The 13,468-nt window shown below is 56.5% G+C and carries 13 protein-coding genes and 3 tRNA genes; 6 read left to right on the top strand and 10 right to left on the bottom strand.

Annotation, left to right across the window (positions count from 1 at the left end; genetic code table 11):
* Positions 1–600, bottom strand: a complete 600-nt coding sequence (locus tag BWI95_RS03475; RefSeq protein ID WP_054803046.1) for a helix-turn-helix transcriptional regulator — start codon at positions 598–600, stop codon at positions 1–3.
* A gap of 266 nt (positions 601–866) precedes the next feature.
* Here BWI95_RS03475 and sugE point away from each other — a divergent pair, with 266 nt between their 5' ends.
* Positions 867–1,184, top strand: coding sequence for a quaternary ammonium compound efflux SMR transporter SugE (sugE, locus tag BWI95_RS03470; RefSeq protein ID WP_023478475.1), 318 nt, complete (start codon positions 867–869; stop codon positions 1,182–1,184).
* Here the strand turns inward: sugE and BWI95_RS03465 are convergent.
* The 6 genes from BWI95_RS03465 to BWI95_RS23220 form a co-directional block, all read right to left on the bottom strand.
* Complete coding sequence (locus BWI95_RS03465; protein ID WP_042718507.1) at positions 1,181–1,711, bottom strand: lipocalin family protein; 531 nt, start codon at positions 1,709–1,711, stop codon at positions 1,181–1,183. The genes sugE and BWI95_RS03465 overlap by 4 nt on opposite strands.
* A gap of 83 nt (positions 1,712–1,794) precedes the next feature.
* The gene (gene frdD, locus BWI95_RS03460) at positions 1,795–2,154 is read right to left on the bottom strand and encodes a fumarate reductase subunit FrdD (RefSeq protein ID WP_054803045.1); all 360 of its coding nucleotides are present in this window, start codon (positions 2,152–2,154) and stop codon (positions 1,795–1,797) included.
* Positions 2,155–2,164: 10 nt separating this feature from the next.
* A complete protein-coding gene (gene frdC / locus BWI95_RS03455; protein ID WP_054803044.1) occupies positions 2,165–2,560 on the bottom strand; it encodes a fumarate reductase subunit FrdC in 396 nt (131 codons plus the stop codon).
* A 10-nt stretch (positions 2,561–2,570) separates the two neighbouring features.
* Complete coding sequence (locus tag BWI95_RS03450; protein WP_054803043.1) at positions 2,571–3,305, bottom strand: succinate dehydrogenase/fumarate reductase iron-sulfur subunit; 735 nt, start codon at positions 3,303–3,305, stop codon at positions 2,571–2,573.
* Positions 3,298–5,088, bottom strand: coding sequence for a fumarate reductase (quinol) flavoprotein subunit (gene frdA / locus BWI95_RS03445; RefSeq protein WP_076769009.1), 1,791 nt, complete (start codon positions 5,086–5,088; stop codon positions 3,298–3,300). Before frdA ends, BWI95_RS03450 begins: the two co-directional genes overlap by 8 nt.
* A 14-nt stretch (positions 5,089–5,102) precedes the next feature.
* Positions 5,103–5,291, bottom strand: a complete 189-nt coding sequence (locus tag BWI95_RS23220) for a hypothetical protein (protein ID WP_156884886.1) — start codon at positions 5,289–5,291, stop codon at positions 5,103–5,105.
* 104 nt (positions 5,292–5,395) lie between these two features.
* On the opposite strand from BWI95_RS23220, the gene epmA reads away from it, so the two are divergent.
* Entirely contained in the window at positions 5,396–6,373 is a 978-nt protein-coding gene (gene epmA / locus BWI95_RS03440) for an elongation factor P--(R)-beta-lysine ligase (protein WP_054803042.1), read from the top strand.
* A gap of 87 nt (positions 6,374–6,460) precedes the next feature.
* On the opposite strand, the gene mscM is transcribed toward epmA, so the two are convergent.
* The 3 genes from mscM to rsgA form a co-directional block, all read right to left on the bottom strand.
* Positions 6,461–9,793: a miniconductance mechanosensitive channel MscM gene (mscM, locus tag BWI95_RS03435; protein ID WP_076769008.1), complete on the bottom strand. Its 3,333-nt coding sequence runs from the start codon at positions 9,791–9,793 to the stop codon at positions 6,461–6,463.
* Positions 9,794–9,815: 22 nt separating this feature from the next.
* The gene (asd, locus tag BWI95_RS03430) at positions 9,816–10,787 is read right to left on the bottom strand and encodes an archaetidylserine decarboxylase (protein WP_076769007.1); all 972 of its coding nucleotides are present in this window, start codon (positions 10,785–10,787) and stop codon (positions 9,816–9,818) included.
* A gap of 98 nt (positions 10,788–10,885) precedes the next feature.
* A complete protein-coding gene (rsgA, locus tag BWI95_RS03425) occupies positions 10,886–11,941 on the bottom strand; it encodes a small ribosomal subunit biogenesis GTPase RsgA (RefSeq protein WP_054803041.1) in 1,056 nt (351 codons plus the stop codon).
* Positions 11,942–12,035: 94 nt separating this feature from the next.
* Here rsgA and orn point away from each other — a divergent pair, with 94 nt between their 5' ends.
* The 4 genes from orn (at position 12,036) to BWI95_RS03405 (ending at position 13,199) form a co-directional block, all read left to right on the top strand.
* The gene (gene orn, locus BWI95_RS03420) at positions 12,036–12,581 is read left to right on the top strand and encodes an oligoribonuclease (RefSeq protein WP_023478488.1); all 546 of its coding nucleotides are present in this window, start codon (positions 12,036–12,038) and stop codon (positions 12,579–12,581) included.
* A 254-nt stretch (positions 12,582–12,835) separates the two neighbouring features.
* Positions 12,836–12,911, top strand: a tRNA-Gly gene (locus tag BWI95_RS03415).
* Positions 12,912–12,974: 63 nt separating this feature from the next.
* Positions 12,975–13,050: transfer RNA gene (locus tag BWI95_RS03410), tRNA-Gly, on the top strand.
* Positions 13,051–13,123: 73 nt separating this feature from the next.
* A tRNA-Gly gene (locus BWI95_RS03405) sits at positions 13,124–13,199 on the top strand.
* The last annotated feature ends 269 nt before the right edge of the window (positions 13,200–13,468 follow it).

Genomic DNA, 13,468 nt, shown 5'->3' with positions numbered 1-13,468 from the left:
TTAGTTTGCCTCTGGTAGTGACAAAAACGGCGTAAAGCGGTTTCCCATCCCCAGTTTCATACGAATATTTCTTTTGTAGGTATAAACGGTTTTTCCGTTGATCCTCATGTTTGCTGCGATTGCTGCGTTATCTCTGCCTTCCATCCACAGGGTTAATACCTTCTCTTCCTGACGCGTTAATAGCGGCGTTACGACTCGCCGTGACTGCCTGATCGGACGCGCCTGCATCATCTTATCAATGGCCTGCGCCACTTTTTCCAGCGGATCCGTCTTTTGCAGGATCGCCGCAATCGGGAATTGCGCGCAAAACGCCGACAGCTGTGTGTCGTGGCCCGACTCCAGTAGCATCACCTGGCAGGATGCACCACATACCGAGAAGAGCGATGCAAGTTGTTGAATATGATGAATTTCATCTTTAAAACTGTGTAAATCAATAATGACCAAATCCGGCTGCCACTGAACAATATGCTCTTTCGCCAGCATCAAATTATGCAGCGCGGTAACCAGAAAAGCGGCGGGAAATAAATCAATTTGATTGAGCCAGGATTCCATCCCTGAGCGGGTGAAGTAACAGCGATCAATCACAAGCATTTTGAACATATTTTTCTTCGCAGTCAGAGGAGGGCGCACGGCTTCCTGTACCCAGGAAAGCGATTCATCATATTCGCTGGATATGATGAATAAATGCCTGAATTCCGCTGCGAAGAGGGGCTATTTCTTGCTTTAACTTCCTGAAAATGAATGGGGGTTTGTGGGGTTGAAATCCTCAGGGAAAGAAGGGAAAATCTGACACTCATCACTTGGCTGGCGGGACGACCCGACAGCGTCACTTTTTATTCGGGGACGGCCCCGTACTGGAGCCAACCATGTCCTGGTTTATTCTCGTCATCGCCGGTCTTCTTGAAGTCGTCTGGGCTATCGGCCTGAAATATACCCACGGTTTTACCCGCATCACTCCCAGCATTATTACCGTCGTGGCGATGCTTATTAGCGTCGTGCTGCTTTCATGGGCAATGAAAACCCTGCCGGTCGGCACCGCCTATGCGGTCTGGACCGGCATTGGCGCCGTCGGCGCGGCAATCGCCGGGATTGTATTACTCGGCGAGTCCGCAAGCCTGGCGCGTATCGTTAGCCTCTGTCTGATTGTGGCCGGAATTATTGGCTTAAAAATCAGCGCCCATTAATGGGGCTGATCGACCCAGATTAGCTTGTTCACTTCGAAACCCTGACGGGTCGCGTCTGCCAGCATCTTCTCTTTCACCTCGGGCGAAATGGTCGGCGTGCGGGAGAGGATCCACAGGTAGTCGCGATCCGGGCCGCAAATCAGCGCATGGCGATACTCTTTATCCAGCGAGATGATGTTGTAGCCGCCATAGAACGGGCCAAAGAATGAGACCTTCAGCGATGCAGTGCGCGGATCGCCGGTGAAGTAGGCTTTACCGACCGACTCCTGCCATTTGCCGCGATCCGGGTTATAACCCCGGTTGACAACGGTTAAGCCGCCATCGTCGCGCAGGCTGTAGGTCGCGGTGACGCGCTCCAGACCACGCTCAAAGCGGTGATCGAAGCGGGCGATCTCGTACCATTTCCCTAAGTAGCGTTGCGTATCGAAATTCTGCACCACGGTAACGCCTTTTGGCGGTGTGGGCGTGCTGCAGGCCGTGACTAAAAAAGCAGCGGTGACCGCTGCGAAGATAGGCAGTAAACGCATGGTATTCTCCCTCCTGGCTTTTACGTAAGTGTAGAAGATGGCGGGAAATTTGCTCTCCTGCGCATGCAGGAGAGCGACGGGTTTTACAGGAAAATCACGCCGACTAACGCAACGACACTAATAATCGCCGCGAGGCCGTAGAAAATCCATTTGCCCTGGGGCAGATGCACTTTCAAATCGTGCATCATGTGGTGGATGCGGTGCAGGCCGCACCAGACCGGCAGCACAATCATCAAGAAGAGAAAAGCGCGGCCAATGAAGCTCTGGGCAAAGGCGATAACGCGCTCGTAGCTCAGCGCCTCGCCGGGGAAGAGACCGAGCGGCAGCAGCAGGCCGACCAGCAGGATCATCACCGGGGCGAAGATGGCGCTCCACATACCGCCTGCGCCAAACAGCCCCCAGAACATCGGTTCGTCAGAACGTTTTGGATTCGGGTTAATCATCATCAATTCCTCACCAGAACAGGGCGATAAACAGTACAACCACCGTTACAACGGCAGCCACCACCCATAGCCCTTTTACCACCGGCTCTGGCCCCATTTTTTCGCCCTTCACAATGATAAGCGACGCTTTCGGTGCCAGATCGAACCAGGTTTTGGTATGCAGCAGCGCCGCCGCCAGCGCGATCAGGTTGAGCAACAGCACAACCGGGTTTTGCAGGAAAGCGACAAAGCCCATCCAGCTCTCCGGACCGTTTTTCAGCGCGAAAAGACCATACAGCAGTTCCAGGCTGAACCAGACCGCCGGGATCGCCGTCCCTTCGCGCAGCATATAGAAGCGATAAAACGGCAGGGTTTTCCACCAGCTTGACGGCATGGGGCGAACCCAGGCCTTACGTTTAGTCGTCATCATGCACTCCTTAGCGAGGTTTCAGGGTGGCGATAAGAAAGTCTTTCGAACTCTCAATCTTGCCCTGCTGAATGGCGGCGGCCGGGTCGACGTGCTTCGGACACACTTCCGAGCAGTAGCCGACAAACGTACAACTCCACACGCCGTTCTGGCCGTTGAGCTGCGCCATGCGCTCTTGTTTGCCGTGGTCGCGGCTGTCGAGGTTATAGCGGTGCGCCAGCGTAATCGCCGCCGGGCCGATAAACTCCGGATTGAGGCCAAACTGCGGGCAGGCGGCATAGCAGAGACCGCAGTTGATGCAGCCGGAGAACTGGTGATACTTCGCCATCTGCGCCGGGGTCTGCTTGCCCGGCCCCTGATCCGGCGTACGCGTATTGCCGATGATATAGGGCTTAATCGCCTCGAGGCTCTCGATAAAGTGGGTCATATCAACCACCAGATCGCGCTCAATCGGGAAGTTCGCCAGCGCCTCGACTTTCAACCCTTTGGTGTAGTCACGCAGGAAGGTTTTGCAGGCCAGCTTCGGCACTTTGTTGACCATCATGCCGCAGGAGCCGCAAATCGCCATCCGGCACGACCAGCGGTAGCTGAGATCCGGCGCGAGGTTATCTTTGATATAGCCCAGCGCATCGAGCAGCGAGGTGGCTTCATCGTAAGGCACGTCGTAGAAGGCGCTGTGCGGCGCGTTGTCGACCTCCGGGTTATAGCGCACCACTTCAATCTTCAGGTTCTTCATCTCAGACATTGTTCGTCTCCTTCTTCTCACCCGACTCCGCTTCTGCCCCATAGACGCGTTTCGCCGGCGGCAGCGTGGTGATTTTCACGTCGCTGTACTCGAGGCGGGTTGTGCCGTCCGCCTCACGGAACGCGAGCGTATGTTTGAGGAAGTTAACGTCATCGCGCTCGGTACAGCCTTCGTCGAGACGCTGATGGGCACCGCGCGACTCTTTGCGCGCCAGCGCCGAGTGAGCCATACATTCGGCAACGTTCAGGCCGTGGCCCAGCTCAAGGGTGTAGAGAATATCGGTGTTGAAGACGCTGGAGGTGTCGGTGATGCGTACCCGTTTGAAGCGCTCCTGCAACTCGGCGAGCTTATCGACGGTTTTCTGCATCAGCTCCGGCGTACGGTAAATGCCGCAGCCCTCTTCCATCGATTCGCCCATTTCATCGCGGATTTTCGCCCAGCTCTCAGTACCGTTCTGGTTCACCAGCGTCTTCAGACGCTGTTCAACATCGGCGGCCTGAGCGTTGAGCGCATCGTCATTTGCCGGACGGGCCGTTGAGGCGCGTTCAACCGCCTGTTCGCCCGCCAGGCGGCCAAAGACCACCAGTTCCGCCAGTGAGTTAGAGCCAAGACGATTCGCGCCGTGCAGGCCGACCGAGGAGCACTCACCGACGGCAAACAGCCCGGCGATGCGCGATTCGCAATTCTGATCCGTCTCAATGCCACCCATGGTGTAGTGCGCGGTCGGGCGCACCGGGATCGGCTCTTTGATCGGATCGACGCCGACATAGGCTTTTGCCAGCTCGCAAATAAAGGGCAGGCGCTCTTTGATCTTCTTCTCGCCAAGGTGGCGCAGATCGAGATGCACTACATCGCCGCGCGGTGTGGAGATGGTGTTGCCTTTGCGCCACTCGTGCCAGAAGGCCTGCGACACTTTGTCGCGCGGGCCAAGCTCCATATATTTGTTTCTCGGCTCGCCGAGCGGTGTTTCCGGCCCCATGCCGTAATCCTGCAAATAGCGATAGCCGTTTTTATTCACCAGAATACCGCCTTCGCCGCGGCAGCCCTCCGTCATGAGAATGCCGGAGCCGGGCAGGCCGGTCGGGTGATACTGCACAAACTCCATATCGCGCAGCGGCACGCCGTGCGACAGCGCCATGCCCATACCGTCGCCGGTAACGATGCCGCCGTTGGTGTTATAGCGGTAAACGCGGCCTGCGCCGCCGGTGGCCATTACCACCGCATTGGCGCGGATCTGAATCAGCGTGCCTTCCATCATGTTCATCGCGACCAGGCCGCGCGCGCGGTTGTCATCCACCAGGATATCAAGCACGAAGTGTTCGTCGAAACGCTGAATTTGCGGGAACTGCAACGAGGTTTGAAACAGCGTATGCAGCATGTGGAAGCCGGTTTTATCGGCAGCGAACCAGGTGCGCTCGATCTTCATGCCGCCAAAGCGACGCACGTTGACCGTGCCGTCGTCGCGGCGGCTCCACGGGCAACCCCACTGTTCAAGCTGGGTCATCTCCGTGGGGCAGTGATGGACAAAGTAGTCGACGACATCCTGTTCGCAAAGCCAGTCACCACCTGCCACAGTATCGTGGAAATGGTATTCGAAGCTGTCATGATCCTGGGCGACGGCGGCGGAACCGCCCTCGGCGGCAACGGTGTGGCTGCGCATGGGATAGACTTTTGAAATCAGTGCGATTTTAGCGTTGGGGTGGGCTTGCGCCGCGGCAATCGCGGTGCGTAATCCTGCTCCGCCTGCGCCAATCACAGCGATATCGGCTTGAAAGGTTTGCACGACATTCCTCCAGATTATTGTTGTTCCGCAACGATAAGCCAGGTGCGCTTGCCTTCATCACGGAAGAGGTCCACTGCTCCTTTTGGGGTAGCGGGCAGTATATCCATATTGACTGAGGGGAAATTTGACGTGTTCGAGTGTTTTGCTGTTCTTCCGCGTGATACGGCTTCCAGCTTGATCGATATCATCTCTAAATAGCTCATATCTATTTATTGACGAGGGCTATGAAAATTATTTGTGCAAAATTTGTCTAACCAGATCGATGCGGGTAGACTTCGTGCCCTTGTTAGAAATCGGAGAAAGAACCATGAGCGAGACGGCAACCTGGCAGCCGAGCGCATCCATCCCCAACTTATTGAAACGCGCGGCAATTATGGCGGAAATTCGCCGTTTCTTTGCCGATCGCGGCGTACTGGAGGTGGAGACGCCCTGTATGAGTCAGGCAACGGTGACCGATGTACATCTGGTCCCGTTTGAAACCCGTTTTGTTGGCCCCGGCCACTCTCAGGGCCTCAATCTCTATCTGATGACCAGCCCCGAATACCATATGAAGCGCCTGCTGGCCGCGGGCTGTGGCCCGGTTTTCCAGCTCTGCCGCAGCTTCCGTAATGAAGAGATGGGGCGTCATCACAACCCTGAATTCACCATGCTCGAATGGTATCGTCCGCACTATGACATGTACCGCTTGATGAATGAGGTGGATGATTTGCTGCAACAGGTGCTCGAGTGCCCGGCAGCAGAATCACTCTCCTATCAGCAGGCGTTCCAGCGCTATCTGGAGGTCGATCCGCTTTCGGCGGATAAAGCCCAGTTGCGTGAAGTGGCGGCAAAGCTGGATCTGAGCAATATTGCCGATACGGAAGAGGATCGCGATACCCTGCTGCAACTGCTGTTCACCATCGGTGTGGAGCCGCAGATTGGTAAAGATCGTCCGACCTTTGTTTACCACTTCCCGGCAAGCCAGGCGGCGCTGGCGCAGATTAGCACCGAAGATCACCGCGTCGCGGAGCGGTTTGAGGTCTACTTCAAAGGCATTGAGCTGGCGAACGGCTTCCATGAGCTGACCGACGCCCGCGAGCAGCAGCAGCGCTTTGAGCAGGATAACCGCAAGCGCGCCGCGCGCGGATTGCCGCAGCAGCCGGTGGATGTCAATTTGCTGGAAGCGTTAAAAGCGGGCCTGCCGGACTGCTCCGGCGTTGCGCTGGGCGTTGACCGCCTGGTGATGCTGGCGCTGCAGGCTGAAACGCTGGCAGAAGTGATGGCGTTTAGCGTCGACCGGTCGTAACTCCCCGTTTGTGCCGGGTGGCAGCTACGCCTCACCCGGCATGAAGAGTAACCCCTCCGCAGGCCGGATAAGCCGGCACCCAAAGAGTTACAGGCTGCCCGCCGGGCGGCTGCTTCTCCCCGCTGAAGACAACGTTTTGGCCGCGCGTTTACCGTCGAGGCTCTCAAGGCGCATCTGGAACGGCGGGAAGGGCAGGTCGATGCCGTGTTCACGGAAGCCCGCCAGAATAAGCTGGTGGATTTCGTGGCGCAGCGGCATGCGATGGCCCATCTCAGCCGCGTAGATGCGCAGCTCAAACAGCTGCAGCCCGTGCTGCAGATCGACCAGGAACACTTCCGGCGGCGGGTTATCAATCACCAGCGAACAGCGCTCAGCAGCGGTGTAAAGGATCTGTGTCACCTCTTCGCTGTTGGCATCGACCGGTGCGGGCACCGTCAACACCACGCGCGTGACGGAGTCCGAAAGCGACCAGTTAATAAACTGCTCGGTGATAAAGGCCCTGTTCGGCACGATGATCTCTTTACGATCCCAGTCGCTGATGGTGGTCGCTCGGGTATTGATCTTCATGACGCTCCCGGTCAAATCGCGGATCGTCACCGTATCGCCGATACGGATCGGTTTCTCAAACAGGATGATCAGGCCAGAGATAAAGTTGGCGAAGATCTCCTGTAGACCAAACCCGAGACCAACACCGAGCGCGGCCACCAGCCACTGTAACTTCGACCACTCAATACCAATCATCGAGAAGCCCACCAGCCCGCCAAACAGCATCAGCAGATATTTGGTGATGGTGGTGATGGCGTAACCTGTCCCCGGCGCCAGTTCAAGGTGCTGCAACAGCGCCAGTTCAAGCAAAGCAGGGAGGTTGCGCACCAGTTGGGTGGTGATAATAAACACCAGGATGGCAATCAGCACAGCGCCGAGGGTAATCGGCTCAAGGCTCTCGACGCCCTGTACCGTTGAGGTGACATCCCACAGCGGAATATTCTCGAGGAAGCCAAAGGCAGAGTGGATCTCAGACCAGAGGAAGATCACCGACAGCAGGGCGATCAGCATCAGGATCGAGCGCACCAGCCGCAGGGACTGGACGCTGATAGCGTCGAGATCGACTTCCTGCTCATCGATTTCGGCGGTGCCTTCGGTGCTGAGCTGATGGGCGGCATCCTCTTCGCCGCGTGCGCGCTGCGCGAGGATCTCTGCGCGGCGGTGGCGTGCACGCTCAAAGGCCAGACGGCGACGCTGGATAAACATCCAACGGCGAATAATGTGATAGACCACCAGCAGCAGGAACCAGATAGCAACGGAGGTTTCCAGCCTTGCCAGCAGCGCCTGCGCGGTTGCCAGATAACCGACCGCGGCAGCGAGAATTGCCGACAGCGGTGCGCAGAGCAGCAGGTTCCACAGCAGATGGTTAGCCATATTGTCGCCGTTGCCGCTCTTATCGACATACAGCGGAATGCCGGCACGTTTCAGGCTGAGGGTGACAATCGCCAGCGCACCGCAAATCAGGATAAAGCAGAGCCGCCCGAGCGAGCCGGAGAATTCCCGGTCGTTCAGGTTATCGAACATAATCAGCGCCATAATCAGCGGCACGATAAAGCCGATGCTCATCAGGTAGTAACGTAACCCGCGCGCCACGCGGTTTCGCGGCCAGCCGAAGTGCACGACAAATAGCCCGGTTGGGCGCGCGAAAGTCGCACAGATCATCACTGCCCACAGCAGCGGCACGGTGGCGGTGACGCCATCGCCAATCGCTACCGCCAGCGGATAGGGCCACGCCTCCTGCAAACAGTAGCCGAGCGTTGCCCACAGCACCGGCAATGGTGACGCCACCAGAATGGACCAGAAGACGGTGCGCATGGTGAGCCAGAAGTGATCCTGGGTCACTTTGCCGACGCGGGCGCTGGAGCGCTCCAGGAAGCGGGTGAAGTGGCGACGTGAGTAAATACTCACCCCCACCAGAATCAGCGCGCCAAACAGCGGGAAGAGCGTCTCTTTGCTGGTCAGCACCATTGCGCTGGCTTTGCCTAACTGGCTGATGGTGTTCAGCGAAAGCAGGCGACGCAGATCCTGCACAATCTCAAGCGGCCAGGAGAAGCCCATCGGGCTGACATCTGCCGTCCAGAAGAGGTAGCGGTGGGTCGCCTCATTCACCTCTTTTAACGCATCTTCAAGCTGGCTATTGGAAACTTTAAGTTTGGTCAACTCCAGAATCAGCGTATCGCCGCCCTGCAACAGCGAATTGAGCAGTTCGCGCTGCGTGCGCAGCTGGGCTTCAAGAATACGGTTTTGCTCAGCGGTCAGAACCTTGCCATCCGCCTGGCGAATCTGTCGCAGCTGCGGCTGCTTGTTGAGGAGATCTTCATAACGCATGCGGTGCACGCGCAGTTGCGCCATTTCGGTATCCAGTTGCTGCGGTTTCGGCATCTCCGGCAGACGAGCCACCTGCGCGCGCAGCGCTTCGCCGAGCATATTCGATGCGCCGAGCCACTGGGACTGCTCGCGCAGAGTCGTAAGCGCCTGGCGCACCTGTAGCGTTTGCCCGGTTGCCTGGCGCTGCTGCGAAGCGACCAGATCCATGCGCTGTGCCTGCTGGTTCAGCGCCTGTGAGAGTTCACGGTTGATACGGAACTGCTCGACGATACTGGCGGGCAGATTCGCGCTGTTCTCCGCCAGCATCTCCGTGCTCTCCAGCGCCTGCTCGGCTTCGCGCTGACGCTGGCTGTTGAGTTGATTGCGCAGCGCCTGTAGATAAGCGTCCAGCCGCTCACTCTGCTTTTGCGCCAGTTCCGAGCGCATACGCGCCAGTTCCTGGCGGTTGTTAGCCGAAAGCTGCGCCAGCTCTAATTCATCCACCAGCGCCTTCAGCTTTGCCGATTCCGCCTGGGCGGCAAAATTTTGCGCCTGAGCAAGCGCCGAGTTACTGGTTTGCGCACCGAGGCGACGCTCCACTTCCGTTACCTGGCGGCGGGCATCGGTCTGCTGCTGGGGAAGTTGGCTTAAAGAGTCGCTGATCTCCCGCGCGCGCTCCTGCTCCTGCTGCGCCTGGCGCGTCTTCTCCAGCAGCTGGCTGCTGACTTGCAGGATCTCCTGGTTGAGCGCATCGCTGCTCATGCCGGGTGAAACTGAAGGGGGATCGTCGCGCAGATTATCGAGCTGGGCGCGAAGGGTGCGGGAAAGTTTGGGGAAGTTGTCGATCACGTCCTGATACTGCTGGGCGCGTTCAAGGGAGCCTTTACGCTCGTCCAGCGCGTTCAACGCGCCTTGCAATGTCTCTACAATTTCCGCCTGGTCCGGCGTGTTTTTCGCCGCTTTGGCTTGCTCCAGCTCCTGGGCAATTTGACGGGCATCGGGAGCCGTTGCGGCAACGGCTCCCTGGCTGAGGCACCAGGCCATCAGAAAAGCGATAATCAGGCGCACTGCAGTCTCCCTGGGGTGAGGCTTAAACGTCTTCTTTAGTGTCGTCAACCAATGGGTTGGCGTCATGTTCCGCTTTAATTTCTTCTTCCGGCAGCGGTGCAGGCTCCTGCGCATCAACCGGCACAAACGGCTCGGTGGAGAGCGCCAGCGGCTGACCGATTTTGGTCACGGAGAGGCTGCGCAAGGCGTCAACCAGCTGCACTTTACCCGGCGCAAACAGGTTGATAACCGTGGAGCCGAGCTTAAAGCGGCCCATCTCCTGGCCCTTCAGCAGCGCGACCGCGCCTTCGCTTTCACCTTGCGGGAAGGTCCAGCGTTTGATGATCCCTTCGCGCGGCGGCGTGACGGTGCCCGCCCAGACGGTTTCGATGCTGCCAACAATGGTCGCGCCGACAAGAATTTGCGCCATCGGGCCAAACTCAGTGTCGAACAGGCAGATAACGCGCTCGTTACGGGCGAAGAGGTTAGGTACGTTCTGCGCCGTTAAGTGGTTAACGGAGAAGAGGTCGCCCGGGACATAGATCATTTCGCGCAGGATGCCGTTGCACGGCATATGTACGCGGTGGTAGTCGCGCGGTGAAAGATAGGTGGTGACAAAGCTACCGTTACGGAACAGGTCCGCCATCAGGTAGTTGCCTGCCAGCAGCGCTTCGAGGCTGTAGTTATGGCCTTTAGCCTGCAGGATTTTGTCATTGTCGATCGCGCCAAGCTGGCTGACTACGCCATCCGCCGGCATGACCAGCACGTTCGGATCGGTATTGAGCGGGCGCACCTCGTCGCGCAGCGGGCGCACGAAGAATTCGTTAAAAGAGCGGTAGCTGGCGGTATCCGGCTTCTGCGCCTCTTTCATATCGACCTTGTAGTATTTCACGAACAGATCGATAACCAGTTTGGTCAGCCAGCCTGCACGTTTGCTTGCGCCCCAGCCCGCCAGGCGAGTGAGCCACAGTTTCGGCAGAATGTATTGAAGCGAAAGTTTGAATGAGTTTAACAAGGTAGCCTCCAGGCCATTGTTTACTGTCGTTCCTGACCCGACGCGCGGCGTCGGAGTCTTAAAATGGGGGACGATTCTAACGACGCTTAGCTTAGTTGTCAGTCATCTGATTCAGAAAAGCTTTTACGCGTCTTTACCTGCGACATGCTTTCGAGAATACGGTGATAATTTTCGAAGCGGCTCTCCGCGATTTTGCCGTTCTCTACCGCTTCGCGGATAGCACAACCGGGATCGGTATCGTGCTTGCAGTCGCGATATTTGCAGTGACCGAGATAATCATGGAATTCGACAAAACCGTGGGTGATTTGTTCCGGTTCGAGATGCCAGAGGCCAAACTCGCGCACGCCCGGAGAATCAATCACATCGCCGCCCTGCGGGAAGTGGTAGAGGCGCGCGGCGGTGGTGGTGTGCTGGCCCAAACCTGAAACGTCAGAGACGTCATTGGTGAGGATCTGCTCCTCGTTGAGGCCGAGCAGCGCATTAAGCAGGCTCGATTTGCCGACGCCGGACTGGCCAGCAAAGATGCTGATGCGATCGGTCAATGCTGCGATCAGCGGATCAAGGCCATCTTTCGCATGGCTGGAGACCATCAATACGCGGTAGCCAATATGACGATAGATATCCATCTGCTCGTTAACGAACGCCAGGCCCTCTTCATCGAGCAGGTCGGTTTTATTCAGCACCAGCAGCGGTTCAACGTCCAGCGCTTCGCAGGCCACCAGATAGCGGTCAATAATGTTGAGTGAGAGTTCTGGCAGGATCGCCGAGACGATAACGATTTGATCGATATTGGCAGCGATGGGTTTAACGCCATCGTAGAAATCCGGGCGCGTCAGCACCGAAGTACGCTCGTGCACCGCTTCGACGATCCCTTTCACGTTGACGCCTTCTGCGGCCGCTTTGCCTGGCCGCCAGACCACGCGATCGCCGGTGACCAGCGAGCGGATAGTGCGGCGAATGTTGCAGCGATGCACATCGCCATCGGCGGATTCTACATCGGCATGCATACCAAAGCGGCTAATGACCACACCGTCGGCCGTTTCGCCAAACAGGTTGTCATCGTAGTCGGGTTTCTCCGTCGAGGTTTTCAGTCGGCGCTCATGGTTCGCTTTAACGCGGCGCTGCTGTCCCTTGGAGAGTTTATTTTTACTCAATCGTGCTGGCTCCTGGTCGCCCCGGATGGGCAAAACCTCTATGATACACGCAATTCTAGATGAATATAGTGACGCGATAAGGGTGGAAAATAGCATGAGCGCAAATGAAAACAACCTCATTTGGATTGATCTCGAAATGACAGGCCTGGATCCCGAGCGCGATCGCATTATTGAGATCGCGACACTGGTGACCGACGCCAACCTTAATATCCTGGCGGAAGGGCCGGTGATGGCAGTGCATCAATCCGACGCGCAGCTGGCGTTGATGGATGAGTGGAACGTGCGAACCCACACCGGCAGCGGCCTGGTTGAACGCGTTAAAGCGAGCACCTTTGACGATCGCGCGGCAGAGCTGGCGACGATTGAGTTTCTGAAAGAGTGGGTACCGGCCGGGAAATCGCCCATTTGCGGCAATAGCATCGGTCAGGATCGCCGTTTCCTGTTTAAGTACATGCCGGAGCTGGAAGCCTACTTCCACTATCGCTACCTGGATGTCAGCACCCTGAAAGAGCTGGCGCGCCGCTGGAAACCGGAAGTGCTGACCGGCCTGAAAAAGCAGAATACTCACCAGGCGCTGGATGATATCCGCGAATCGGTGGCGGAATTGGCTTACTACCGCGAACACTTTATTAAACTGTAAGCGTCTGAGTGCGCAGAGCCGATATGTCGTTTTCGGCTCTGCAAACCAGTGCTGGCGCGGTTTTGCTGCAAAAATGCGCGTTTTGTCGATTAAATCGGCAGTTAAACAAAAAAAACGAAAATTTGCTTTCAGGGGCTTGCAGCAGAAATGATTTCTCGTATAATGCGCCTCCCGTGAAGACACAGAAATGTGAAACACGGCATCACGAAATTTCAGCGGTTAAATGCTTTAACGTGTTGAAATAGCGCTGATAAGCGGGAATAGCTCAGTTGGTAGAGCACGACCTTGCCAAGGTCGGGGTCGCGAGTTCGAGTCTCGTTTCCCGCTCCAAATTTGAAATGCACCATCCAATTTACAGGCTTCAGTTTTTTGACACTGAACTCTGATAAATATGCGGGAATAGCTCAGTTGGTAGAGCACGACCTTGCCAAGGTCGGGGTCGCGAGTTCGAGTCTCGTTTCCCGCTCCAAATTTGAAATGCCGCAAGGCACGCACCATCCAGATTTACTGGTTCACGGCAATCAGCCAAGCCAGATAAGTATGCGGGAATAGCTCAGTTGGTAGAGCACGACCTTGCCAAGGTCGGGGTCGCGAGTTCGAGTCTCGTTTCCCGCTCCAATCTTTCATCTCCAAAAAATTATCCACAGCGAAGAACCGCGCTGCGGGCGATTTCCTTTCATGCTAAAAAAGTATTGTGAACAGAGTTATCCACAGGACGAGCTTTGCTTAGCCCGGATTCTATTGCTTCGCTTATCAAATTATTTCTTTGTAAATCATTGAATTTTAAAATAAAAATAACATTTCAAAATGTTAACACGATCGCTTGACGAATTTGTTAACGTTGAAACGTAATGTGTTTTTTATTTTATTCACAAGCTGTGGATGGC

The sequence above is a fragment of the Kosakonia cowanii JCM 10956 = DSM 18146 genome, assembly GCF_001975225.1.
Classification (GTDB): Bacteria; Pseudomonadota; Gammaproteobacteria; order Enterobacterales; family Enterobacteriaceae; genus Kosakonia; species Kosakonia cowanii.
The sequence above is the reverse complement of the archived record's forward strand: the minus strand, read 5'-3'. Positions and strand labels throughout refer to the sequence as shown.